General features: G+C 33.0%; 26 protein-coding genes. 25 read left to right on the plus strand and 1 reads right to left on the minus strand.

Features of this window, described 5'->3' with window-relative positions; translation table 11 throughout:
• Positions 1-71: 71 nt before the first annotated feature.
• The 16 genes from LEP1GSC049_RS02000000224440 (at position 72) to LEP1GSC049_RS222640 (ending at position 18,313) form a co-directional block, all read left to right on the plus strand.
• The gene (locus LEP1GSC049_RS02000000224440) at positions 72-1,316 is read left to right on the plus strand and encodes a DUF1229 domain-containing protein (RefSeq protein WP_016560442.1); all 1,245 of its coding nucleotides are present in this window, start codon (positions 72-74) and stop codon (positions 1,314-1,316) included.
• 131 nt (positions 1,317-1,447) lie between these two features.
• On the plus strand, positions 1,448-2,797 hold the full coding sequence (locus LEP1GSC049_RS222710) for a flippase (RefSeq protein WP_002101570.1): 1,350 nt from the start codon (positions 1,448-1,450) through the stop codon (positions 2,795-2,797).
• Between the two features lie 3 nt (positions 2,798-2,800).
• Positions 2,801-3,742, plus strand: coding sequence for a glycosyltransferase family A protein (locus LEP1GSC049_RS222705; RefSeq protein ID WP_004761788.1), 942 nt, complete (start codon positions 2,801-2,803; stop codon positions 3,740-3,742).
• Between the two features lie 308 nt (positions 3,743-4,050).
• Entirely contained in the window at positions 4,051-4,938 is an 888-nt protein-coding gene (locus LEP1GSC049_RS222700; protein WP_004753496.1) for a TIGR04325 family methyltransferase, read from the plus strand.
• 500 nt (positions 4,939-5,438) lie between these two features.
• The gene (locus LEP1GSC049_RS222695; protein WP_004763622.1) at positions 5,439-6,461 is read left to right on the plus strand and encodes a hypothetical protein; all 1,023 of its coding nucleotides are present in this window, start codon (positions 5,439-5,441) and stop codon (positions 6,459-6,461) included.
• A gap of 267 nt (positions 6,462-6,728) precedes the next feature.
• A complete protein-coding gene (locus LEP1GSC049_RS222690; RefSeq protein WP_004755098.1) occupies positions 6,729-7,154 on the plus strand; it encodes a sugar 3,4-ketoisomerase in 426 nt (141 codons plus the stop codon).
• Between the two features lie 2 nt (positions 7,155-7,156).
• Positions 7,157-8,248 carry a DegT/DnrJ/EryC1/StrS family aminotransferase gene (locus tag LEP1GSC049_RS222685; RefSeq protein WP_004753906.1) on the plus strand — a complete coding sequence of 364 codons (1,092 nt, stop codon included), beginning with the start codon at positions 7,157-7,159 and terminating at the stop codon, positions 8,246-8,248.
• A 178-nt stretch (positions 8,249-8,426) separates the two neighbouring features.
• The gene (locus tag LEP1GSC049_RS222680) at positions 8,427-9,224 is read left to right on the plus strand and encodes a glycosyltransferase family 2 protein (RefSeq protein ID WP_004781756.1); all 798 of its coding nucleotides are present in this window, start codon (positions 8,427-8,429) and stop codon (positions 9,222-9,224) included.
• Between the two features lie 396 nt (positions 9,225-9,620).
• Positions 9,621-10,442: a glycosyltransferase family A protein gene (locus LEP1GSC049_RS222675; RefSeq protein WP_004763653.1), complete on the plus strand. Its 822-nt coding sequence runs from the start codon at positions 9,621-9,623 to the stop codon at positions 10,440-10,442.
• A gap of 435 nt (positions 10,443-10,877) precedes the next feature.
• Positions 10,878-12,641 carry a glycosyltransferase family 2 protein gene (locus LEP1GSC049_RS222670; RefSeq protein WP_004753611.1) on the plus strand — a complete coding sequence of 588 codons (1,764 nt, stop codon included), beginning with the start codon at positions 10,878-10,880 and terminating at the stop codon, positions 12,639-12,641.
• Between the two features lie 179 nt (positions 12,642-12,820).
• The gene (gene rfbC, locus LEP1GSC049_RS222665) at positions 12,821-13,384 is read left to right on the plus strand and encodes a dTDP-4-dehydrorhamnose 3,5-epimerase (protein WP_004754967.1); all 564 of its coding nucleotides are present in this window, start codon (positions 12,821-12,823) and stop codon (positions 13,382-13,384) included.
• A 3-nt stretch (positions 13,385-13,387) separates the two neighbouring features.
• On the plus strand, positions 13,388-14,308 hold the full coding sequence (rfbD, locus tag LEP1GSC049_RS222660) for a dTDP-4-dehydrorhamnose reductase (protein ID WP_016560382.1): 921 nt from the start codon (positions 13,388-13,390) through the stop codon (positions 14,306-14,308).
• Positions 14,305-15,354 carry a dTDP-glucose 4,6-dehydratase gene (gene rfbB, locus LEP1GSC049_RS222655; RefSeq protein WP_004755262.1) on the plus strand — a complete coding sequence of 350 codons (1,050 nt, stop codon included), beginning with the start codon at positions 14,305-14,307 and terminating at the stop codon, positions 15,352-15,354. The genes rfbD and rfbB overlap by 4 nt, the downstream gene beginning before the upstream one ends.
• Entirely contained in the window at positions 15,355-16,239 is an 885-nt protein-coding gene (gene rfbA / locus LEP1GSC049_RS222650; RefSeq protein WP_004754191.1) for a glucose-1-phosphate thymidylyltransferase RfbA, read from the plus strand.
• A gap of 183 nt (positions 16,240-16,422) precedes the next feature.
• Positions 16,423-17,397: a glycosyltransferase family 2 protein gene (locus LEP1GSC049_RS222645; RefSeq protein WP_004755250.1), complete on the plus strand. Its 975-nt coding sequence runs from the start codon at positions 16,423-16,425 to the stop codon at positions 17,395-17,397.
• 4 nt (positions 17,398-17,401) lie between these two features.
• Positions 17,402-18,313 carry a glycosyltransferase family 2 protein gene (locus LEP1GSC049_RS222640; protein ID WP_016560498.1) on the plus strand — a complete coding sequence of 304 codons (912 nt, stop codon included), beginning with the start codon at positions 17,402-17,404 and terminating at the stop codon, positions 18,311-18,313.
• 154 nt (positions 18,314-18,467) lie between these two features.
• On the opposite strand, the gene LEP1GSC049_RS02000000224445 is transcribed toward LEP1GSC049_RS222640, so the two are convergent.
• Positions 18,468-18,698, minus strand: coding sequence for a hypothetical protein (locus LEP1GSC049_RS02000000224445; protein WP_016748654.1), 231 nt, complete (start codon positions 18,696-18,698; stop codon positions 18,468-18,470).
• Positions 18,699-18,740: 42 nt separating this feature from the next.
• Here LEP1GSC049_RS02000000224445 and LEP1GSC049_RS222635 point away from each other — a divergent pair, with 42 nt between their 5' ends.
• From LEP1GSC049_RS222635 to rplI, 9 genes are all read left to right on the plus strand, one after another.
• Entirely contained in the window at positions 18,741-19,589 is an 849-nt protein-coding gene (locus LEP1GSC049_RS222635) for a glycosyltransferase family 2 protein (protein WP_016560351.1), read from the plus strand.
• Positions 19,590-19,629: 40 nt separating this feature from the next.
• On the plus strand, positions 19,630-21,024 hold the full coding sequence (locus LEP1GSC049_RS222630) for a DASS family sodium-coupled anion symporter (RefSeq protein WP_016560515.1): 1,395 nt from the start codon (positions 19,630-19,632) through the stop codon (positions 21,022-21,024).
• A gap of 1,216 nt (positions 21,025-22,240) precedes the next feature.
• Positions 22,241-22,483, plus strand: coding sequence for an antitoxin (locus LEP1GSC049_RS222625; RefSeq protein ID WP_230848389.1), 243 nt, complete (start codon positions 22,241-22,243; stop codon positions 22,481-22,483).
• A 1-nt stretch (position 22,484) separates the two neighbouring features.
• Positions 22,485-22,919: a TA system VapC family ribonuclease toxin gene (locus LEP1GSC049_RS222620; protein WP_004768420.1), complete on the plus strand. Its 435-nt coding sequence runs from the start codon at positions 22,485-22,487 to the stop codon at positions 22,917-22,919.
• 572 nt (positions 22,920-23,491) lie between these two features.
• On the plus strand, positions 23,492-24,691 hold the full coding sequence (locus LEP1GSC049_RS222615) for a CapA family protein (RefSeq protein WP_004754986.1): 1,200 nt from the start codon (positions 23,492-23,494) through the stop codon (positions 24,689-24,691).
• A 57-nt stretch (positions 24,692-24,748) separates the two neighbouring features.
• Complete coding sequence (rpsF, locus tag LEP1GSC049_RS222610; RefSeq protein ID WP_001246923.1) at positions 24,749-25,024, plus strand: 30S ribosomal protein S6; 276 nt, start codon at positions 24,749-24,751, stop codon at positions 25,022-25,024.
• Complete coding sequence (locus tag LEP1GSC049_RS222605) at positions 25,017-25,466, plus strand: single-stranded DNA-binding protein (protein ID WP_016748656.1); 450 nt, start codon at positions 25,017-25,019, stop codon at positions 25,464-25,466. Before rpsF ends, LEP1GSC049_RS222605 begins: the two co-directional genes overlap by 8 nt.
• Positions 25,467-25,477: 11 nt before the next feature.
• Positions 25,478-25,789 carry a 30S ribosomal protein S18 gene (gene rpsR / locus LEP1GSC049_RS222600; RefSeq protein WP_002152786.1) on the plus strand — a complete coding sequence of 104 codons (312 nt, stop codon included), beginning with the start codon at positions 25,478-25,480 and terminating at the stop codon, positions 25,787-25,789.
• A gap of 9 nt (positions 25,790-25,798) precedes the next feature.
• Positions 25,799-26,248, plus strand: coding sequence for a 50S ribosomal protein L9 (gene rplI / locus LEP1GSC049_RS222595; protein WP_004754449.1), 450 nt, complete (start codon positions 25,799-25,801; stop codon positions 26,246-26,248).
• The last annotated feature ends 16 nt before the right edge of the window (positions 26,249-26,264 follow it).

A 26,264-nucleotide genomic window follows, 5' to 3' on the forward strand; every position in this document is an offset into this window, starting at 1 on the left:
AAAATTTAACGCATGTTAAATCCATTCGATCTTAAAAAAGTATTCTACTTTATGAAATTGAGAAAAAATTTATGAGCGCTCGCTTCTCATTAAAAAGTGCATCAGTTATAGCAGATTATTTATTTAAATTTCGAGTTTTTTCTCTTCCAGTTATTTGCTGGATTTGTGCGATTTTAATAGGTTTTGGAACTATAAATGGGCGCCTTTCTTTGTTTGTTATAGGACTGTCTTTTATAATCAGTGTTTTATTATTAAAAAATACCAAGTGGAATTTCTCTTCAACTTTCTCTCTGTTATTAGTTGTTTCTTTCTTGTTAACGTATTACTTTTTTTATAAAACTCCAAACATGCCTCAACATTTGGATGGTAAGTTAAATCCTATACTTTACGTGTTTAAGGCGTTCCCAGCTCTATTTTCATTTTTTATTATTTTTGCACTTCCGAGTTTAAAACAAAAAAAGTTTTTTTTTATAGGAATTGCTTTAGGAATGTTTGTGTTTGCGATCATCAATTCCATCGCGACCTTAGTTTATTTGGAACCTCCTTATTATGGAAAAGCATACCACTTTTTTTATAAAATGGAATATAATTCGCCTGGGATTACCATCCTAGCCAGTATGCTCCCTATCGCTCTTTTTTGTCTGAACGGTTATCTTTTGGAAGTAGATAAAAAACTAAAATGGCAAAACGTTTTTTTTATATTCGTTTTTCTGATTAGTCTTTCTATTTCATTTCTATTTAGTGCACGAACCTTTTTTTTTCTGATCATTGCAAATATAATCGTATTGGTTTTGGTTCGATTGTGGAAAATTTATTCGATTCCTAACAGAAGTGTATATTATAAATTTATCATTGGATTTTTAATTCTGTTGGTTTCGGGTTCTTCTATTTATTTTTTCTTAAAAAAAACATATATCGGCCAGAGAATTATGACCGGAATTTATTCCGAAAAATTGAATCACCATGTTGATTATTGGAAAACGGTTAAAAAAGATTTTTTTATATATCCTAAGATTACAATTGGATCTGAATATACTTTTTGGTATCATAATGTCTTTTTCGATTCCCATAAAACTTCTGGTCCTGTCACCGCTTTGATATTGTATGTTTATTCTTTTTTTATTTTTATAATCGCATTAAAAAATTCTTTAAAAAAAGATCATAGATCGTTCCGGTATTTTCATTTCTATATTTGTTTTATTCCTTATTTAATGACTACAATACCTTGGGAATCCTCAGAATCTCAAATGATGGTATTGTTTACAGGTTTGGGAGCACTAATCACTACAGTAGATGATAAAGCTTCTAAAATTTAAAAATCTGTTTCAAAAACCATAAAATAAACTAAATTCTAAAAATAGAATGTAGTTTTCGTTTTTGCGAAAGTTTTACAACGAACTTTTCTATTAAATAAAAATGTTAATTTGAAAAAATAAAACCTAAGCTTGTGATTTTACTTAATAGACTTTACTCCCGTTATCCAAATTTGAAAGACATACTGCATAACAGCGGTTGGCTTTTTTTTGATAAAATTTTCAGAATGGGTATGGGAATGTTTTTAGGAGTTTGGATCGCTCGTTATCTAGGTCCTGATAGTTATGGAAAGTTAAATTATGTAATCGCCTATATTGCGTTAATCGGCAGTTTTACGAACTTAGGATTAGACGGTGTTGTTGTTAGGGAACTGATCAAAGAAAAAACTCAAAAACAAGAAATTATTTCTACTTCTTTTTTGTTACAATTGATCGCCGGAGTATTTGCATACGGAGGAGCGATTTTACTCATTCCAATTCTTAGACCAGATGAATCGGATCTATTTTGGATGGTATTTCTAGTCGGGTTGACTCTCATTTTCCGCGCGGTCGGAGTAATAAAATATTGGTATGAGGCTCAAGTTTTATCCAAATATTTTGTATGGCTTGAAAACGGATTGTTTTTCGTATTTTCGGGAATACGGATATTGTTGATTTTAAATAGTTTTGGTGTGTTCGCGTTTATATGGGTCGGATTGATCGAATCGTTTATTAGTTTATTCGGTTATTCTTTATTATATAAATATCATAATGGATCTTTGTCTGTGCTCCACGCAAATTGGAGAAGGGCGCGAACGTTATTGAGAGATAGTTGGATGTTGTTACTTTCGGGATTGGCTGTAATCGTGTATATGCGGATCGATCAAATTATGATAGGTCAGATGATGGGGGACGAAGCAGTTGGAGTATATACGGCGGCTGTCAAAATCAGCGAAGTCTGGTATTTTATTCCAATGACGATTGCATCATCGATATTTCCCGCCATATTAAAAGCAAAAGAATTTAGTCAAAAATTATATTTGGAAAGATTAAGCCTTCTACATTCTTTTATGTTTTTACTAGCTTTGATCATAGCGATACCGATGACGTTTTTGTCTGATCCGATCATTCGAATGTTTTTTGGAGAAAAATTTTCAGAAGCGGGTGCCGTATTGGCCATTCATATTTGGGCTGGAATTTTTGTTTTTTTAGGAGTGGCTAGTAGCCGTTATTATCTAACTGAAAATTTACCAAAAGGGGAATTGTATAAAAGTATATCCGGATGTTTGACGAACATAATTCTAAATTATTTTTTGATTCCATACTACGGAATTAAAGGGGCCGCCATAGCTACAGTCATTTCTCAATTTGTAGCGAGCACTTTATTCAATCTATTGTTCAAACGTACTCGCGAAATATTTTTTATACAATTAGAATCGATCTTTTTTTGGAGAATGTTCAGCCGTTTAAATCAACTTAGAAATCGATTGCTTAAGGATGGTTGAAAAATGGTATTAGCGCCGATTGCACTTTTTGTTTATAATAGACCGGAACATACAAGAAGAACGATCGATTCTTTATCAAACAACGATTATGCGGAACAGTCTGAATTATTTGTATTTTGTGATGGGCCTAAGCCTAATACAAATATGGACAAGATCAGAGAAGTCAGATCGATTGTCAAAAAAGCGGCTGGTTTTAAAAACGTTATCGTTTATGAAAAAGAAGTCAATGTAGGTTTAGCAAAATCCATTATATCTGGAGTGACTGAACTAGTAACAAAACATGGCAAAATTATCGTTTTAGAAGACGATATGGTAACCTCGAAATATTTTTTGACTTATTTAAATCATGGATTAGAATATTATAAGAATTTAAATCGAGTTGTTTCCATACACGCCTATCGGCTTCCGTTTACCGCAAAAACTCCCGAGACGTATTTTTTAAGAGGCGCCGATTGTTGGGGTTGGGCGACTTGGAAAAGGGGCTGGGATCTATTTGAAGTCGATGGACAAAAACTTCTAAATAAACTAGTTTCAGAAAAACTAATTTATCAATTTGATATGCAAGGATCTTATCCTTATACTCAAATGTTAAAAGATCAAATTGCGGGTAAAAACGATTCCTGGGCCATACGATGGTATGCTTCCACCTTTTTACAAAATAAATTAACGTTGTATCCTGCGAGATCCTTAGTGTTTAACATTGGATTGGATTCTTCCGGAACACATTGTGAGGTTACAGACGAGTATGACGTAGACTTGAGTTCAACACCGATTCGGATTGAAACGATTCAAATCGAAGAGAATGTTTTCGTTAGAAATTTATATAGAGATTATTTTCGTAAACTCAGTCGATCGGATTTGAAAACTCGAATTTTTGGTCGATTGAAACAACTTCTAAAACATATGAAAACAAGGATTTGGCCTAGAAAATCTAGTCTGCCGTAAGATTCAAATTGTTGAATTGAAAGATATGTTTTAAAGTTTATTTATAGAAATAATATATACAAAAATTAGAATGTATTTTGCTTTTATAAACGACAAAAAATTTTATATAAAGTCTAAAAAATAAATATAAAATTCTTTGTAAAATTACTGTATTGGTAATGTCATAAAAATTTGTAGGTCATTGTTTAGAAATTTTAAGAAAAACTTTAAAGATTTGTAAAGTTTAAAATTAGGATATAAAAAGATCCGATTTCTTAAGAAGTACATTCTGTTCTAAACAATACGAAAGTAAAGTTTCTATATCTACTATGAATTCAATTTTAAAAGTTTATATAAAGAAAATCGCATATAAATTTTTCCCCCCTGTTTTTTGGGATTTATTAAAGTTTGCTAAAAAGCAATTTAATAAATGGGTTAAATTCAAAAGACACGGCTGGCTTTTGTATGATGGTTTTAATGGAATTTATGAGACTTGGGAAGAGGCTTCTCAGTTCTGTGGTTCTTATGATTCTGATTTAATTTTAGAAAAGTGTAAACAATCCTTATTAAAGGTGAAGCGAGGAGAGGCCGTTTACGAAAGAGATTCAGTCGTTTTTGACAAAATTCAATATTCTTGGCCTTTGACGTCTGGGCTACTTTATGCAACAAATATGTCCAATTCAAAATTGAACGTATTGGATTTTGGAGGTTCTTTAGGAAGTACTTATTATCAAAATCGAAACTTTTTAAAAGGAATCAAACATTTCTCCTGGAGCATAGTGGAGCAGCCGAATTTTGTTCAAGTAGGTAAAAAATATTTTAAAGATGATGTTTTAAATTTTTATGATTCTATTGAATCCTGCATTAGTGATAAAAATCGGAAAATCAACGTATTTTTAGCTTCTAGTTCTTTTCCTTATATAAAAGATCCATTTGCTTTGATCAAAAGAATTATTCAATACGAATTTCCTTATATTATAATAGATAGAACTTATTTTATAGATTTACCTAAATCCGTTGTGTCGATTCAGAGAGTGCCTGCGGAAATTTATAAAGCCTCTTATCCGGCTTGGTTTTTTAATTTTGAAGAATTCATTTCTTTATTTCAGACAAAGTATGACTTGGTTACTGATTTTTATAGCTATTTACAAGCTACGAATAAACTAGAAGGTGTGTCAACTCGAGAAAAAGGAATGATTTTTGAACTTAGAAAATAGAGTTGTTAAAAAATTAATTTTCTTTTGTTAAAACAAATGGATAAACTCGTTTGTAGATATGGACTTTTTCAACAACTCTAATATTTATAAATAAATTCGAATATTTTGAATTAATAGGGATCAAAAATACAAAATTTTAAAATATTTTGATAAAAGTAAGTTTTTATTACTTACAAAAAGTATAATTTTCTAATAGAAAAGAATCTCTGGATCTTTTCACCCAAAAAATTAAGTTAAAATTAACTTTTTCAAAAAAAAATTGTTGTATTTCCAACAGATTTTATCTTCAGATCCAAGTAATTATGGATAATTATAGTGCTCTCTATGATCACGTTCAAACTTAAGTCACACTCTTTCAAACTCAGTGTCTCGTTTCTATTCCGCTCGACAGATCGTGTTTTTGAAACTCAACAAAAGAATCGTTTTCACATTGATTATACCGAATTTACATTAATATTTAATAAAATTCTTATATATATTTTGAGAACAAATAACAAACGATGAAGTATCTTTGCACTTTATTTGATTTTAATTACCTGCCTTTAGGACTATCTTTGTACGAATCTATTCAATTGCATTTTGGGGATTTTCATCTTTGGGTCCTTGCAATGGACGATAAAACGTATACTTTTTTCAAAGAAAATTCTTTCGATCATATCACAGTAGTTTCGTTAGGTGACATAGAGTCCGAAGATGTTTTAGTGGCAAGAGGGAACCGAACCTGGCAAGAATATTGTTGGACCCTTTCGCCGGTTTTACCTTCTTATGTGTTGGCTAAAAATCAAAATATAGATCATATAACTTATTTAGATTCAGACATATATTTTTTTTCCGATGTGGAGCCAATTTATAATGAAATCGGAAAACATTCTGTAATGATCATACCACATCGTTTTCCAGATCGTCTTAAACATCTCGAAGCCAATGGAATTTATAATGTTCAAATGGTATATTTTAAACGAGACGAGATAGGAATGAAATGTCTCAACCGTTGGAGAGAACAGTGTTTGGAATGGTGTTATAATCGATTGGAAGAAGGACGTCTAGGAGATCAAAAGTATTTGGACGTATGGCCACAAACTTATAAAAACGTATGTGTGTTAAAAAATGAGCAGGCAGGAGTCGCTCTTTGGAATGTAGAAAAATATAAAATCGGAATAAAAGGGGAAAGAGTTTTGATCGATGATAATCCTCTTGTATTTTACCATTTTCATATGTTTAAATTTTATGCGGGAAATTTTTATGGAACCGGGATTTCCGATTATGGATTGAACTATAAAACTTTAAAAGTTATTTATACAATTTATGTAGAACAATTGATCAAAGTGGTTTCTCGTTTTAATTTAAAATTAAGAAATTTGAATATTATGGAAATATGCAATATGATCGAAAAAAGGAATTTTTATTCATACTCCTTTTTAAAGAAGGTTTTTTGGAACGTTTTACTCTATGATTTTGTGGTTTTGAAGAAGATCTTGAAAATTGGTCGGAATTTTCTTTTAAAAATTTATCCAGAAATTTGAAAGAATAGAATTGAATTTTTAGATAAAATGTGATGGGTTCCATAAAAATAGTCGTATATTCTCACATTATGTGAAACTAAAGCGTTTCGCTTTTTGAACTCAGGAGGATTACTTCAAACTCAGCAAACGCTTTTTTATGGTCACTCTGGAAACTCAATGCATCGTTCGACAGATCGCGTTTTGAATAAAAATAAAACATATTATTTTAATGCGGATTAAAACATTCAATTCGGGTTTTATATCATTTGGAAAGGTATCACTGAGATTATGGATGAAATTTTAGTTAAGAATTCAGGTTATATAAACTTAAAAAAAGTTAGAGATGATAGAGATGGAAATTTAATCATATTAGAAGGTATAAAAGATGTGCCTTTCGAAATAAAACGAGTTTATTATATTAATAATTTAGAAAATTCTGTGAGTGTAAGAGGACAACACGCTCATAAAGAAATCGAACAAGCGATTTTTTGCGTTAGCGGAAGTTTTACATTGAAATTGGATGATGGAAAAACAAAACAGGAAATTTTAATGAACAGGGATAACGTCGGAGTTCTTTTGGGAAGGATGCTTTGGCATGCTATGGAGAATTTTTCTTCCGGCTGTATTCTTCTTGTTGTCGCTTCGGATTATTATAGAGAGGACGACTACATAAGAAATTATTCGGACTTTATCCGACTGGTTGAGAAAAGTTAAATATGATCGAATATGAAAACTTGCGTTTAACAAATATCCGCTTCTTTGAAGAGTATAAAACTAAAATTTTAGAAACTATAGAAAGTGGGTGGTATATATTAGGAAAAGAGGTTTCTAATTTTGAAAGTCAATTTGCAGAGTACAATGGAAATAGACATTGTATTGGAGTAGGAAACGGCCTAGATGCCCTGATACTCGCCTTAAAAGCGTTAGGCGTAGAAAAGAACTCAGAAATTATAGTTCCTTCAAATACTTATATAGCTTCTATATTAGCGATTTTACATGCGGGCTTAAAACCCGTTTTAGTCGAACCGGATATTCGAACTTATAACATCGATCCCAAAAAGATAGAGGAAAAGGTAAATTCTAAAACGAAAGGGATTTTGATTGTACATCTGTATGGTAAACCTTGCGAGATGGATTCTATTTTAAAGATAAAAGAAAAAAATAATCTGTTTCTAGTGGAGGATTGTGCACAGTCTCATGGGGCTTTGTATAAGGGTAAAAAAACGGGAACGTTTGGAGAAATGAGCGGATTCAGTTTTTATCCCACTAAAAATTTGGGAGCCATTGGGGATGCAGGTGCGGTTGTGACTGATAATGATTTATATCACAATGAGATACGGAAACTGAGAAATTACGGTTCTTCGATCAAATATAAAAATGATTTAGTTGGATATAATTCTCGTTTAGATGAATTACAAGCAACGATTTTAAGTATCAAGCTGAAATATTTAGATGCAATGAATGAACATAAAAGAAGTTTGGCAAAAATTTATTTAGAAAATTTAAAAGAAGATTTTATAAAACCAATAGTCGACGAAAAAGTTTATGACGTATATCATATCTTTAATATTCGTCATAAAAAACGTGACGAGTTGCGAGACTATCTATTAAAGAACGGTGTAAGAACAGAAATTCATTATCCAATTTCTCCTCATAAACAAGTAGCGATGAAAGACGTAATCTCATACGCAGAGGGAGAATTTGCAATCTCAGAAGAGATTCATAATACGACTCTCAGTCTTCCTGTTTCAACTTTTCACACAGAAGAAGATATTTATAAAGTTGTGGAAATTATGAATGGATTTTAAAAGACTTTTATGTTTATCGAAAATAAAAAACTTCTAAATATAAGTATTTCATAAAATATAAATGATCTAATAAAAGTAGAACGATTTGATTGTATAAAAGTTTTTACTCTGCTTTTTAGAAGAAAAATTATAGAAATTTAAAATCGAATTTTGAAGAACCTTAGATTAATTTTGATACATGATTCCCAAAGAACCAAAAATCTCGATAATCACTATCAATTTAAATAATCTGGAAGGATTACGTAAAACTTTAGAAAGTGTTCGTTTGCAAACTTATACAAATTTCGAATTGATAGTCGTAGACGGAGGTTCGACGGACGGAAGTTTTGAATATTTAAAATCAAATCTGAATTTAATCAAGAAGTTCATCTCCGAAAAAGATAAAGGAATTTATAATGCACAAAACAAAGGAATTTTGCTTTCTAAAGGAGAGTATCTCGTTTTTTTAAATGCGGGAGATGCTCTGTTGCAAAAAGATGTATTATCGGAAATTTCTAAATTTTTAGAACAAGATATTGATTTAGTATATGGAGATATACTAATAGACTCTAAAGATCATGGAATTATTGAAAGAAAATATCCGGATCGATTGAATTATTTTTATTGGTCGATAAAGTCTTTATGCCATCAGGCGACTTTTATCCGTAAAAATCTTTTCGATTTATACGGGTATTATAATGAAGAATATTTATTTGCTGCGGATTTTGAATTTTTTCACAGATTTTGGTTTAATAAAAATATAAAAATAAAACACGCGCCTGTATTTGTAATTTTATACGATTTTAATGGAGTAAGCGCTCAACCGAAAAATAGAAAACGAATCGCAGAAGAATATCGGAAAATTAAAAGAAAGTATTTTCCGATCTGGGCTTACGTAGTTTATAAGTTGAATAGCTATTTACTTGAAAAATTATCTAATACTTTTCTCTGGAAGATACTTTTTAAATTCTATAGATTTCTAAATCCAAAAAGATAAAATTTGATTCAAAACCTAAACGATATATGAAAATAATTACTCATCTTAGCTGAATGCGAAGACGCATAAAACTAACACCAAAAATCAATCTCAAAATATTAGACGTTCTTACAAATTGTATCTATTCCGAAATGTATGGTTTTTTTTGAGGAAAATTTTGAATTTTGAAGTAACTTCGTAGAATTATTTTTACGTGACAGAATATTATAAGTTTTGAAACCGACTTGTGTTTAAAAAGTAAAGTATTAAATATTTTAATATATGCTTTTGAGGCTACAAAAAATTATCTAAAAGTTTAAAACCGGTAGAAAATATATTTGATTTTAAAAATGACTACTTTTAAAAGTTTTTCAATTTTAATATTAAGTAATATTTCTATTTCTGAATATTTTAAAAATGAATAATACTCCTATCGTTTCCGTAATTATACCGTGTTATAACTACGGAAAATATATCGAACAAACAATTCAAAGTATACTCAAACAAAGTTATAAAAACTGGGAAATCATAGTCGTAGACGATGGATCTAACGATGAATATACGATCCAAAAACTAGAGGAGCTCAAAAAAAAATATACGGTCATTAAAATTGACAAATCCGGTCCGGCCGCGGCTAGAAACATAGGAATCGAAGCAGCCAAAGGAGAGTTCATCTTACCATTGGATTCGGACGACATGATTCATCCGGATTATCTTTTAGAAGCGATCTCTGCTTATGAAAAAAAATCGTCTTTAGGAATTGTATATTGCGAAGCAGAGTTTTTCGGATCTATAAAAGGAAAATGGAATTTACCGGAATATAATTTTCCGGAAATACTTTTAGATAATTGTATATTCGTATCCGCAGTATTTAGAAAATCGGATTGGAAAGACGTTGGCGGATTTAATGAAAACATGAAAGACGAATGGGAAGATTATGACTTTTGGCTTTCGTTGATTGAAAAAGGAAGAGAAGTCTATAGAATACCGCGGGTAATGTTTTATTATAGAAGAGGCCACGTATCTCGTTCCAGTCGGTCGATGGAAACGTATTTACCACTTTATTTACAATTATTTAAAAATCATAAACGTTTATATATTGAAAACGTAAAGGTTTTGTTTATGCGTCATTTAAAAGCAAGAGAATTAGAAGAACAATTCTTAATACTGACTAAAAATCCAATCATTTATGGAATTGTACAATTTTTAGTTCGTTGTCTTAAATTTTTTGCAAAGTGAAACCCATAAATAAAAAAAGTTTAGGCGTTCCTGCGTTATAAATTAGTACAACATAAAATTCTTATATAATGCCGCGCCCCAAGAATTCAATGCGAAAGAGATTGAAGCGTAGGGCAACTCAGCAGAACGCTCTCAAGCTCAAGTGTCTCGTATCTATAGGCGCTCGACAGATCGTGTTCTATAACAAATTGAAACTAAAAACGATATATCGTATTAAGTTTCTTTTATGCAGTTTATTGACTGAAGCTAAAGGAATAGTTCTACGTCGTCGGATTAGCCCCGGTTTTCTTACGCTGAATTTACGGGATTTAAATGTTAAGCTATCAGAGTTGCGCGGTTCTTTAAATGGCGTGGAATATCGGACGCTTGTTGTATGGTATCTGTAAAAATTAAAAATTAAAAATTTTAAAATTAAAATGTTCTAATATACTTAAAATGAAAATATTAATTTCAAAAATAGGTGAATTTTATAGAAAGCTGAAATATCTCTTGAGGCAGTATCAATATTATTTTGGAATATACGAGGAGCCTGAAATACCATCTGAGTTTGTATATTCTCCTTTGTTGAGCATTTTAGTTCCAGTGTACAATACTCGACTTGATCATTTAAAGGAAATGGTGGATTCGGTCGTTTCACAGAGTTACACGAATTGGGAATTAATACTTGTAGATGACGCTTCTCCGGACGAGAAACCGGGAAATTATCTGGAAGAAAGAAGTAAAGCGGATTCTAGAATTTTATATTTTCGTTCGGATAAAAATGGAGGAATCAGTTTAACAACTCAAAAAGCTTTTGAATGTTCCAAAGGAGAATACATAGCATTTTTAGATCACGATGATCGTTTGTCAAAAAACGCATTATCGATCGTCGTGAAAACCCTACAGGAAGAAAAAAATAGGCCTGAATTTCTTTATTCTGATGAGATTTTTCAATCAAAAATTCCAGGGATTTTTTCTCTTTCTGCAAAACCGGAGTTTTCACCTGAAAAATTAGTCTCTCATAATTATATCTGTCACTTTGTAGTAGTTTCAAAAAACTTAATTTACCGAATGGGTGGAATTCGAGAAGGGTATGATGGAAGTCAGGATCATGAATTCGCTCTTAGAGCGTCTAGATTTACTGATCGAATTAAAAGACTACCATATTTTTTATATATATGGCGTCTTCACGGAGGAAGTTTTTCTAGAAAAAAAGCGAAGATTTGCGAAGCCAGCTCACAGAAAGCTATTTTAGAATATTATAATGATAAAAAAGAAGAAGTTGAAAAAATTGTTCCAGGATATTATCCTTTTACCTATCACGTTCTTCGTAAAATAAAAAAAAGATATATAGTATCCGTGATAGTTTGGAATCGAGACGATTCCAATTTAGAGTTTTTTAGAGAGAATATTGGAAGTTTACTTTCTCTTCCTTTGGAGATTAAGATCGAACTTTGGCTTCCCGAACAAAATGTATTAAATCAGGTTCCGGAAAAGAAAAATGTAATTTTAAAATATTATAAATTATTAAATAGTTCTTTGGTTTCTAGTGAATTGAATCGAATGGTTGCAGACGTAAAAGGGGATTTTATTTTTTTTTGGAATTTAGGGCTTCAACCTAATAATCAAAATTGGCTCTACGAGTTATTACAACACGCGCAATTCTCCGAAATAGGAGCGGTTTCACCTATCGTTCTCAATCAAAAAAAGGAACTCGTTTATTCTTCGTTAATCCTCGGTAAATATGGATTTATCGGAAAGTCCGGAAATAATCTTACTGTATCCAAAACAAAAATATGGTCCGGAGAGTGGGTTGAAAAAAATGTTTCCGCAATATCCGGAAATTGTTTGTTGATTTCGAAAGAAAATTGGAAGTTGATGAACGGGTTGGATGAGTCTTTTCAAAAATACTATTGGGATATAGATTTATGTCTGAGACTTAGAAAGGTGGGTTTCAGGTTGGTAAGTAATCCGTTTTCAGAATTTGTTCAAACGATTTCTGATCATAACATTTTTAAAGAATTAGATCCGAAATATTTAGAAAGCGTAAATGATCGTAAAAGACTCATAACGAAATGGGGAGCTTTTTTGAATGTAGACGATTTTTATTCTTCGCATTCTGATCTAGTTGGAAGAGATATGATCCCGAAAGGATTAAATCATAGTTTCCTAGAATGGTATTGGAAAAAAAATGGTCTATCTAATGGAAAAATATTTTAAACATTAGAAATCAATAAAGTATATCAGTTTTAGTTCACTGGAAGTTTATTGCAAAACTTAAAAAACAAATTTAGGATAATAAACTGAAAAACTTTTATTCTTTGAAGTTTTATGAATCTTTTTTATTAGAAGAATTTAATTTTTAAAAAACCTTGTTGCCTGAAATAAGTTAAAGTATTATGCAGTTTAAAAAATTTCCTATAGAAGGTCCAGTTCTAATTGAGCCCAAGGTTTTTGGAGATGAAAGAGGCTTTTTTTTGGAGACCTTTAAAACATCTATCTTTGAAAAAGAAAACATACCTGCTCATTTTACTCAAGATAATCATTCTAGATCTTCTCGAGGAGTATTGAGGGGAATGCATCTACAGATTCCTCCTTACGAACAAGGAAAGTTAGTCCGAGTAGTGAGAGGTAAAGTGATAGACGTGGTGGTAGACGTTCGGGTGGGTTCTCCTAATTATGGAAAATGGCTTTCCGTGGAATTATCCGAGGAAAATAAAAATATATTTTGGGTTCCTCCTGGATTCGCTCACGGATTTTTAACCTTAGAAGATAAAACAGATTTTTTATATAAGGTGACTCAGGAATACAATCCTCAAAACGAGGTAGGAATTCGTTGGGATGATCCTGCGTTAGGCATTCCTTGGAAAACCTGGTTGTCTGATGATTCTGAGTTTATAGTTTCTCAAAGGGATCAAGAAACTCCTTTTCTTGTGAACTTTAAAAGTCCATTCGTATATTAGAATATGATTTATTATACTGGAAAAAATGGTCAGTTAGGTTGGGAATTGAACAAAAGATTCAAATCTTCGAATTTGGAATCTATAGGATTTAGTAAAGAAGAATGGGATCTTGCTGATCTTGATTCTGTAGAAAGAATTTTAAAAGATTCTCCTGAAATTTTAGTTCATTGTGGGGCCTATACTGCGGTGGATAAGGCAGAATCCGATTCGGAGAACGTTTACAAGATAAATTCCTTATCTGTAAAAAAAATTTCGGAGGAATGCTTCAAAAAAAAAATCCATCTGATTTATATATCCACTGATTTTGTGTTTGATGCAAATTCAGAAACGATCGGGGATACAATTCGTTTTTGGAAACCGGATTCTACACTTTCTCCAAAAGGAATTTATGGTTTATCGAAGGCAGAAGGAGAAAAGTGGATTCAAAATATATTTGCGGATTCTAAACAAGCAAATATAGTCCGAACAAGTTGGGTATATTCCTCCTATGGAAATAATTTTCCAAAAACAATTTTGAAACTTTTACAAGATCCTAATCGTACTGAATTAAAAGTAATCGAAGATCAATTAGGAAGACCTACTTGGGCGGGTAGGCTTGCCGACTTTATAATATTCTTAGTTTATGGAATTCTAAAAAGAGAATCTTATCCTAAGGTTCTGCATTTTTCGAACTCTGGGATCGCGAGTTGGTACGATTTTGCGCTTGCGGTTCGGGATATTTCATATTCGTTTTCTCTAATAGAGAATTTAAAACCTATTTTTCCGATTCCTACGGAAGTATACCCCACACCCGCTCCTAGACCTAGATATTCAATTTTAGATTTAGATGAAACTCGAAAAATTTTCGGCAGTATTTCAAATTGGAGGGAAGATCTAACCCTTTGTTTGAAAGAACTCGCCGAAATTTCCGGAAAAAAAGTATGAAAAAAATTTTAGTCACTGGTGGAGCCGGATTTATAGGTTCCAATTTTGTGAATCTCATTTTAAACGAAAGTAAAGAATATCAGATAGTCGTATTCGATAAACTGACTTATGCTGGAAATCTGAAAAGTTTGGAATCTTGGAAAAAAGATCCTAGATTTATTTTTGTAAAGGCGGACATCGCCGATAAAGAAGAAGTATCTTCGATTTTTCAAGAATATAACTTCGATTATGTGGCGCACTTTGCTGCGGAAAGCCACGTGGATCGTTCTATTTTGGGCCCGGAAGAATTCATCAAAACGAATGTACTCGGTACTTTTTATCTTTTAGATGCAGCTAGATTACAATGGAATGGATCTTATGAAGGAAAAAAATTCCTTCACGTATCCACAGATGAAGTATTCGGAACGTTAGGTGATACCGGATATTTCACTGAAGAAACTCCTTATGCGCCTAACTCTCCTTATTCGGCTTCTAAAGCCAGTTCGGATCATATTGTAAGATCCTATTATCATACTTATCATATGCCTGTAGTGACTACAAATTGCTCCAATAACTACGGGCCTTATCATTTTCCGGAAAAATTGATTCCTTTGATCATTTTAAATTGTCTACAAGGAAAACCTCTCCCAGTTTACGGAGACGGAAAGAATATTAGAGATTGGTTATATGTTAAGGATCACTGTGAGGCTCTACGTCTCGTTTTGTTTCAAGGTTTGCCGGGTGAAACCTATAACATAGGAACTAGAAATGAAAAAAAGAATATAGATATAGTAAATTCGATCTGTTCGATTATGGACGAGTTACATCCTTCGGGGGCTCCACATTCTAAATTGATTCAATATGTAAAGGACAGGCCGGGGCACGATTTTCGTTACGCAATTGATCCTTCTAAAATTGAAAAAGAACTGGGATGGAAACCCAAGTTTGCGTTTGAATCTGCTCTTAGAGAGACGGTTCGTTGGTATTTAGACAACAATTTTTGGTGGAAAGAAATTCTTTCCGGTCAATATAAAGAATATTATCAAAATCAGTACGAGAAACGTTAGATGAAATCTAGAAAAGGGATTATACTTGCTGGTGGTTCCGGAACGAGACTTTATCCGGTCACATACGTAGTTTCCAAACAACTTTTACCGGTTTATGATAAACCGATGATCTATTACCCTTTAACAACGCTTATGCTAGCAGGTATTAAAGAAATACTTTTAATTTCTACACCTCAAGCGACTCCTATGTATAAAGAACTGTTAGGAGATGGAAAACAATGGGGAATTTCCATAGAATACGCAATCCAACCTGAGCCAGGAGGATTGGCGCAAGCATATTGGATTGGAGAAAAATTCGTCAACGGACATCCGTCCGTATTGATTCTTGGAGATAATATTTATTTCGGTCATAATCTTGCTGTTCTTTTAGAGAACGCTTCTAAAAAAACTAACGGCTCTACCGTGTTCGCGTATCCTGTTCATGATCCGGAAAGATATGGAGTAGTGGAGTTTGATTCCGAAAGGCGTGCGGTTTCGATCGAAGAAAAACCCTCTAAGCCGAAGTCCAATTACGCAGTCACAGGATTATATTTTTATGATGAAGAAGTTGTGAGTATAGCCAAGTCCATTAAACCTTCTGCAAGAGGAGAATTGGAAATTACGGACGTAAATAAGATTTATTTAGAGAGAGAAATTTTAAACGTTCAAGTGATGGGACGAGGATACGCTTGGTTGGATACTGGGACTCACGAATCTCTTTTAGAAGCATCTGTATTTATAGAAACGATTGAAAAAAGACAAGGACTTAAAGTTGCTTGTCCGGAAGAAATTGCGTTTAGAAAAGGTTTTATAGATGGATCTCAATTAGAAAAATTGATAGCTCCTCTTAAAAAAACAGGTTATGGAGAATATCTTATGAAAGTACTTCACGAAAAGATTTACTAAATTCCATAGAAGTTTTACATTTTTAAACCGTTTGTTTTTGATTTTACTATCAGTATATCATTTTTTGGTTGTTGTATGATCGTATAACAAGTGTTTACTTTTTGAATATAGAGTATTTTGTTATATGTTGTGAGTAGATGAATTTTTAAACCATAATTTCGAAAAACGGTTTCGTTCTAATAAATGAAATATTATAATATTATAACAATTACATACAATTCTGGAAAATATATTTCTGCATTGGATCAATCCATAAAGTTGCCTTCCAATTGGACCTGGGTAATTTGGGACAATGATTCCAAGGATGGCACACAAGAACAACTCAAACTACTTTCTAAAAAAGATAGAAGATTGATTCATTTTAGTTCTAAAAATTTAGGTTTTGCGGGTGGAAACAACGAAGCAATCAAAGTAGCGCCTAAGTCGGATTGGACCTTACTGATCAATCCGGATTCTCGTTTAAGCGACAATTTCTTTTCCGAATGCGAGAAGACACTTGAGTCGAAAGGAAAGGAGTATTCTATCGTTTCTTTTTTAATGCTTAAAGACAATCAAGTGGAAAAGAAGTTAATAGATGGGGCAGGCGATATTTATCACGTTTCTGGGGCTGCGTGGAGAAGGGGATATAAAAGAGTTCTTTCTGAAGAATATTTGAGAGAATCTGAAATTTTCTCCGCGTGTGGTGGTGCAATGGCAATTCGAACCGAAGTATATGAAAGAATAGGCGGATTTGATTCCGATTTTTTTTGTTATATGGAAGATGTGGATTTAAGTTTTCGCGCCAGACTAACGGGAGAAAAAGTACTTTTTAGTCCAAATATTAAAGTTTATCATCACGGATTTGGATCTACCGAAGAAAAGAGCGCTTTTTCCCTTTATTATGGTCTGAGAAACGCGTTAGTCGTTTATTGGAAAAATATGCCGCTGTCTTATGCTTTGCGTTATATACTTCATCATATGCTTTTTTTCGGAGTAAGTATTTGTTTTCATACGATCTTTACGAGCCCTAAAATATTGGGGGTACCTTTCGATTTTTTAAGAATGTTGCCCGGGATCATCCGTAAAAGATTAGAGATTTGTAATGTTCAAAACTATCGGTCTGACGAAATCTTAATATGGATGAATCGAGGATGGTTTACCCCTTTTCGTAAAAAATAGGAATATGCCAGAAAAATTTTCTCCGTTAGCCGTCATTGTTACTTTCAATCCTGATATAACTTTAACTTACAAAAACGTTCAAAATCTAAATTCAAATTCAATTCCAGTTTTAATCGTAGATAACCGATCAAAGAACGTATCCGAAATCCGTTCTAAAATTGAAAAACAGAACTTTCTTCTGGAAAACGAATTGAATCTGGGTTTGGGATTTGCCTTAAATAAGGGAATTGAGTTCGCCCAGTCGAATTTGTATACACACGTTTGGTTATTTGATCAAGATAGTTTTTTGGAGACTTCGGCGATCCGAGTATTTCTTCAAAAAATTAGGGAATATGAGAATCAAAAATTTCCAAGTGAGAAAGTCGCTTCTTACGGTCCTAATATATTTGATACAATCAAAAATCTTAATATTTATGGAATTCTAAAAAACCAAACTGGAATTTTAAATGCAAAGTTTCTAATAACTTCTGGAAGTTTTTATTCATTAGAAGTTTTAAAAGAAGTAGGTTTGTTATATCAGGATTTCTTTATAGATTATTTGGATTACGAATGGTGTTTTCGGGCCAATAATAAAGGTTATATTCATAAAATCGTTTCTGATGTAGAAATGAAACATTCTATAGGAACCGATTCCAAAAGTATATTCGGAATTTTTAAAGTTGCAATTCACTCTCCCTTTAGGTGGTATTTCCTTTTTAGAAATGGAATGTATATCTGTAAAATGTCCCATATTCCATTTCGCTTTAAATTGGAAGTTGTTCTAAAAACATTCTTTCGATTTTTGATCTTACCTATTTTTTCTGATTCTAAATATCAAACGTATCTTCATATTCTTTGCGGGATTCGTGATGGGATTACCGGAAGAGAATCTTCTTTTTACAAACATCTTGTCGGTAGAACTTTTTCTACAACCTAGATCAAACCTAAATTTAAATACTTATTTATAAATTTTTAGAGAATTGAAAATAAAACGACGTGAGTTCGTCGTAAGAAAATGAGAAAGAATTTTTTAAAAGTGTGAGTTCCCACATTTTAAGTTCAACTGCCAAACCCGGAAATTGTGTGAGTTCCTACATTTTAAGTTCAAGTGCCAGACTCGGAAATTGTGTGAGTTCCCACATTCTAAGTTCAACTGCCAAACCCGGAAATTGTGTGAGTTCCCACATTCTAAGTTCAACTGCCAAACCCGGAAATTGTGTGAGTTCCCACATTCTAAGTTCAACTGCCAAACCCGGAAATTGTGTGAGTTCCCACATTCTAAGTTCAACTGCCAAACCCGGAAATTGTGTGAGTTCCCACATTTTAAAATATTAAACTGATAAAATTTACTTGAGGGCTAAATTTTGGAATTTGGAATTACCGTTTCAATTGTATTATATAAACCGAATGTATCAATTTTTAAAGAATCGTTTTTGTCTCTTTTGGATTCGATCACATATCAAATTTCTAATACTTCAAAATTTATTTTATATAAAATCGAAGTATTAGATAATACCCCACGATACGGAGAAGAAATAAAAAATATAATAAACGATTTAGAAAAGAAGTCTTCGTTTAAAGATAGAGTTAAATTTCAGTATTTTCATTTTCCTGAAAATCCTGGATACGGGGTGGCAAACAACCGGTCCATCTTAAAATCAAATACGGAGTTTCATTTAGTTCTCAATCCGGATATTAAAATGATCCCGGAAACATTGGATTTATGTGTTCGTTATTTGGAAAAACATCCAGGCTGTGACGCGGTGGTTCCTTCAGTTTGGGATTGGGAGAGTAGTTCTGATGGAAAATGTAATATACAATTTTTAGTAAAATCTTATCCCACCGTTTTTGTATTATTTTTGAGATCTTTTGCGCCGAATGTTTTAAAAAAAATATTTCGAAAATACTTAAATCAATACAACTTAAGAGAAAAGGATTGGAATCAAACTCAGGAAGATGTGCCTTTAGTTAGCGGTTGTTTTATTTTTGCAAGAACGAAATCTTTAAAACAAATAGGAGGATTTGACGAGAGATTCTTTTTGTATTTCGAAGATTTTGATCTCTCTATGCGTTTGAAACGAAAGGATTACTTCCCGGAAATTCAAATTTATCATAAAGGCGGAAATTCGTCTAAAAAAGGTTTTTTGCACGTAAGGCTTTTTGTCATTTCTGCGATCCGTTTTTTTATGAAATTTGGTTGGAAGCTAATTTAAAACATTATAAAATTCTACTTTTTATATTTAATATATTTGAATGAACCGTAATCTGATTTCGATAGTTTCGACTTTACTTTTGGTCGGAATTCTATTTTTTATTCAGGTTCGATTGAGGCTTCCTATAAATGTCGCCATTATGAATTGTATTTTCGTTTTGGCTGCGTTATTTTGGGTTCTTGAACCTATCCCTGGATACGCAACTTCGATCCTAGTAATTTTTTTAGAAATTATTTTTTTTGCAAATCCTATCGGTGTTTCCTATTTTGAATTTCCTCGAAGTAAAAATCCGTCAATTGCAATCTTTCTTTCTGCTTTGGCGGATTCTTCTATTGTATTATTTTTAGGAGGATTTGTATTAGCAAAAGCTTGTATAAAAACAGGTTTGGATCGTTTTTTTGCCAATAGAATCATTCGTAGATTTGGAGTTAAAAGTCATCAAGTGCTTCTAGGTTTTATGTTCACCACCGGATTTATATCAATGTGGATGAGTAATACGGCGACTACTTCAATGATGATCGCTCTTTCTTTTCCTATGTTGCAGATATTACCGGAGAAAGAACCCTTTCGAAAAGCTTTGATACTGGGGATTCCATTTGCGGCGAATATAGGTGGAGTAGGGACTCCGATTGGATCTCCTCCTAATATCATAGCGATGGGAATTTTAAGACAACAAGGTATTGTTGTTTCTTTTGGAACTTGGATGTTTTTTGCAGTTCCACTTGTGATTGTTTTAATTTTATTTGCTTGGTTACTTCTTATGAAGTTGTTTCCGCAAAAAGATTTTTTTGAATTAGTAGTGGAGTTTCAAGAACCGGAGGAAGGAACTAAATCTTTTTCATTTAGAGTAACTTCAGTAATTTTTTTGGGAACGGTTCTTCTTTGGTTTACAGAAAATTTACACGGAATTCCGGCTGGAGTGATCGCTCTTCTCCCTTTGATTTTATTTCCAGTATTTGGAATATTAAACGAGAAAGACATTAACTCGTTAGATTGGTCCGTTTTACTTTTGATAGCAGGTGGAATCGGAATTGGAGTGGGTTTTCAACAGAGTGGAATGGGTTTTTGGTTTTCTGAATTTTTAAAACCTATTACAAAACCAGAATATTCAGCAAGTGTGTTATTCTTGCTTTGTATATTGGCTCTTGTATTGAGCACATTTATGTCCAATACGGCAGCGACAAATCTTTTGGTTCCATTTGCGTTTCCGCTTTCCGCAATTCTTCTTCCAGGGTCAAACGCGTATCTTTTAGAAGTGTGTTTAGGAATTGCACTTTCTGCTTCTTTAGCAATGTCTCTTCCCGTAAGCACTCCTCCCAATGCAATTGCATATTCTGTTGGAGGATTTGAAATTAAAGATATGATTCAAGCTGGTTTGCCGATTGGGATTTTGGGATTGATTTTGGTCTTGGTAGGTTACTTTATACTTTTATAATTTTATTTTAAAAATTTATCTTAAAATCTTAGAATGAATTTTTGAATCTTTTACTGCGCGGGCGCGTAAAAATAGTACCCGAAATTAGCCGTTTATTTTATAAAAATAGAAGTGCTCAAAAATTACTTTTAATTTGGAATTGTTGGTCGTTTTTAAAGAAGTTTGTATATTCTAATTTTTGAAACAGCTTATGATCGTATGAGTTCCCACATTTTCAAAATTCATCTGCAATTGTATTAGTTCCTACAAATTAAGTATTTCGGAGCGGTGATTGATTTAAAAATTGTATGAGTTCCCACATTTTCAAAATTCATTCGTAAAAACGCAATGTGGTAGTTCCACAAATTAAAATCTCGGAGCGTGATTGACTTAAAAATTGTATGAGTTCCCACATTTTCAAAATTCATTCGTAAAAACGCAATGTGGTAGTTCCCACGTTTTTGTTAAACTATAACGTCGCGGTTAACAGTTCTTGGTACAAGCTTATAATATTTTGTATTTAAATGAGCATTTGCGATAAAAATTTACGCTACTTTATTATATAGTTCTTAAATAGAATTATAAATTCTTATAACTTAGTCTTTTAAAATCTGAGACAGATTTTTATTTCTGTCGTATCGTTTTTCAGATCAAATTGGTTCCTGCTAATTTTATTATTTTTCGCAACCAGAGCTAAAAAATAAAGTTTTTGAAAAATTAATTCTCCATAAATTTTTGTTTCATGGAAACATAGATTAAAGCAGTTTTGTTGATCTGAATTATAAATTTTTTCAATAACTCTGATAAGATATTTAAAATTCGATTTCGAAAATAGAGATCGTCTTCAAATTTATAACAACTCTATTATATAGAAATTACCAAGACTTTAAATTTGCACGTCAGTTTTTTAGATATGAGAATTTATGATACATTTTCAGTAGAAGTTATCTTAAAACGATTGGAATCGGCATTTTAAATAAAAATAAAGTATTTTCGAAATAGATTATAGTATCAATCTACTTAAAAGATTTTGAATAAGAACCTCTATAAAATTCCAAAAAAATCATTTCTACGGCAAATTTCTGCACGAAATCAATCTCTGTTTTGTGATCATCATTCATAAAATTCACTTTAAATTTTGAAAACGAATTTTAAAAAATCTCAAGAAGTTTTATAACTTCTTTTTTTTTCTTGCAATCTCCCATATTTATGGGACTGTAAAAATGTGAAAACTACACTGGAAATACCGGATTTACTGTATAAAAAAGCGAAAATAAAAGCCGCCGAAAGAGGAATTTCCATGCGTGCTTTTGTGGTCGAAGCTTTAGAGCACAATTTAAAAGTAGAAGAGGCTGTCAAAAAAGAAGAGACTGCATCTAAGTTTGTCACGAACTCTTATGGATGGCCCGTTCTTTCTAAAAAGAAAGGTGTTAAGGTAACCAACGAAGTTATCAATACAATCAAGGAAGAAGAAGGTTAAAATGAAATATCTTTTAGATGTAAATGTTTTGATTTCCTTATGTGACTCCAATCATGTTTTTCATGAAAAAGCCTGGAAATGGTTTGATCGAAAGGCAAGAAACGGTTGGGCTACTTGTCCGATTACTCAGAATGCTTTGGTTCGAATTATGAGTCATTCCTCTTATCCGGGAAGCCCCGGTGGAGTTGAGGTTGTTTCTGCCATTTTACATTCTCTTTTAAAAGTAAACGGGCATCGGTTTATTCCGGATAATATTTCCATCAATTCTCCTTTATTTTATCTGAATATAGTTTCTGTCAGTTCTAAACAGATTACGGACGTTTATTTATTGGCACTAAGCGTTTATCATAAAGTCAAGTTTGCCACTTTCGATTCTAAAATTCCTTATGACTCGGTTGATCGCGGAAAGGAACATTTAGAGTTGATTGCTGCCTAATTCTATACTTTAGTATATTCTATTTTTTGAATTAATAAAGATCTTTTAGAACAAATCTCAAAAAGAATTAGTGTTTGGAAATAATCTTTAAAAATAGAGTTGTTGAAATATTTCATGGTGGATTAACAAGACTATTTCAACCATCCATTTCAATAAAACAGACAAAGATAGGGAATTATTTTTCAACGATTCTAATTAATAACGAATTCCTGCGTAAAATTGGGGTTCTATGATCGTTATCAGGGATAAAAATTCATTTTACAGATCTTACACAAGATTGATTGTTTACTCTTAGTGTTTTTTAAATTTTAAAAATCCTACTACTCGGACACATCAAAATGAACGATCGATTTTGTTAAAATGTAGAAGTTTTTACAGATTGAATCTAACCCGGAAGTTTATGGCTTTTTTGGCAGGAAGCCTACATTCTAACTTTTAGAAAAGTCCATGGGATTGTCCGAGTAGTTAAGTTCAAAATCGAAAGGTAGGAAAATTGAATTTCTAATACGAGAATATACAAACAAAAAGTTTTCGATAAAGTATGTTCGTTTTTTGAATTCTACATTCAGGTTATGATAACAAAAAAAGTTTCTAAACGTACTTTAGGACCAATTTTTATCTTTTTCTTTTTGTCCTGTCTTCCTGGATTTTTAAAGGAGTCTAGTACCGAAAATTCTCAGGTCGATTCCTCGTCTACTTTTGAAATCCTTCAAGACAAGATTGATTCTGTTTTACATCCAGAACACAATCAGGATCCAGGACTTCTCAAGCTACTTGCTGGAGGAGACGTTATGTTCAATTGGGGGATCCGAGATACAATTCGTAAACATGGAGAAATTGCGCCGGTAGAAGGTCTTAGGGCACTTTTTAACGAAGCAGATTTTAGGATGATCAATTTGGAAACTCCGGTAGTTGCTTCTAAAACGGAAGAATCTAAAAAGGCTTATATATTTACAGCCCACGAAAAAGATCTAAATTCTCTCAAATATTTGGGAGTGGATATGGTATTTTTAGGAAACAATCATTCCTTTGATCATGGGCAGCAAGGAATGAGCGAAACCTTAGATATATTAAATAAAAATAATATTCTATTTGTAGGTGCGGGAAAAAAACTTCCTGAAGTTCTGGAACCTTTAAACCTAAATCTAAAAGGTTCGGATCTGCGAATCCATTCCGTGACCGCAATCGCCGAACAAACACACTATGCTACTACTACAAGATCTGGGGTGGCTCCTTTTTTATTTCCTTCTTTGAGAGCTACGTTTTTTGAAAAAAATATTTCCCCTAAAAATTATCCTACTCCGGTTCGTATCGTTTCTTTACATTGGGGTGTGGAATATTCTCCGTTTCCAACTTCAGATCAAAGAAAAATAGCAAGATCCTTGATCGATTCTGGCGTAAAGATAGTGATCGGTCATCATCCTCATATTCCTCAAGGTGTGGAAGTTTATAAAGGAGGGGTGATTTTGTATTCTTTAGGGAATTTGATTTTTGGAAGTAGAAATTCTTATCTAAATCACAATTTGATCGCTATTCTACATATTCGTAATAATCATTTAGAACGTGTTGAACTAGTTCCCATCTTCGGAAAATTCCAAAAAGAAGATCATAAGATCCGACCTGTAACGGGTTCAGAAGCACGGGAGTTCTTACATGAAATTTCAGTTCTTTCGGCTGAACTAGGAACAAAACTGAGAGTAGAAGGAGATAGAGCCTTTCTGGATCTTCCGACAAATTCCACCTTGACCCCCGTCTCTAAACGCAAAAGATAGGTTAAATCTTCTGCTCGTCGCAAATTGCAGATGGGCTTATAACCATAGGAGAAACTTTTGAGAAACTACGAACTCACCACAATTACACGTGTGAGCTCTCGGGAAGTTGCAAAGTCCGAAATTCAGGAAACTTTGAAAAAACATTCCGTGAGTGTCACAGCCGAAGAAGATTGGGGCCAAAGAAAACTCTGGCATCCGATTAAACATGAAGAGCAGGGAATCTTCCACCACTATAAATGTAGCGCAGATCCAAACGCCATTGAAAAAGTGGAAAAGGAATTCTTAATCAATCAAAACATTCTTCGTTCTATGGTCGTTCGCCTCCATGGCTAATGATATCAATAGAGTGACTTTGGTCGGGCGTTTCACGCGCGACCCAGAATTCAAATCGATCAACGGAACCTCTTTGGTAAACTTCTCTTTAGCAAATGGTAGAACCTATGTGTCTAACGGAGAAAAAAGGGAAGAGTCTCACTTTTTCGACTGTGAAGTCTGGGGTAAACCGGCTGATATTATTCAACAATACTGCAAAAAAGGAAAGCAGATTGCTATTGAAGGAAGATTGAAACAAGATACATGGGAAACTCCAGAAGGAAAAAAGGCGTCTCGAATTCGGATTGTTGTGGAGAATTTTCAACTCCTAGGTTCTAAAGACGATTCTTCGAGCGGGTCTTCTGTTTCCTCTTCTCCAGCATCTGCTGGAGGAAATTCCTATCCATCTTCTCCGGAATACTATAACGCCGCAGATGGTGGTGACGACGACATACCGTTTTAATGAGGTAATTTATGAGCGAGAACGAAATTAAAGAAGAACGTTCCGAAAGATCGGAACAAGGCGACATTTCCACAGAGATGGAAGGTAAGCCGCAAAGAAAACAAAACAAATACAAGAAAAAAGTCTGTCGTTTTACTGCAGATCCAGAACTTGCAAAACAAATCAATTATAAGAATATCGAACTTTTGGAAAGGTTTATTACCAATCGTGGTAAAATCATTCCTAGAAGAATTACCGGAACCAGCGCTCGTTATCAAAGGGTTCTTGCACGAGAAATTCGTAAAGCGAGAAGTATCGGTCTTCTACCTTACAAGGTAAATTGAGGTACGAATATGAGAGTGATCTTACAAAAAGACGTTATTAATTTAGGAGATGCTGGAGATCTAAAGGAAGTTGCAGACGGTTACGCTAGAAACTTTCTTTTTCCTAAAAGACTTGCAGTTCGTGCTAACGAAGGAAATACAAAAGCCGCTCTTCACCAAAAGAAGTTAGGTGAACTCAAAAGAGAAAAACGTAAAAAGGCCATGGAAGACGTAGGTGGCAGTCTGAACGGTAAAGAATACGAGATTCTGGTAAAAACCGGCGGAGGAGAAAAGTTATTCGGAGCCGTAACTCCGATCGACGTGGCTTCTATTCTGAAAAAAAATGGCTTCGAATTGGATAAAAGAAAAATCGAAATCGCTGAGCCAATCCGTAATCTAGGTTCCTATAAAATCAAGATTCGTCTTGCAGAAGGAATTCAACCTACGATTACTCTACACGTTAAAAAAGAAGAAGAGTGATTTTTATTTAAGGGAC

The organism is Leptospira kirschneri serovar Cynopteri str. 3522 CT, assembly GCF_000243695.2.
Lineage (GTDB): Bacteria > Spirochaetota > Leptospiria > Leptospirales > Leptospiraceae > Leptospira > Leptospira kirschneri.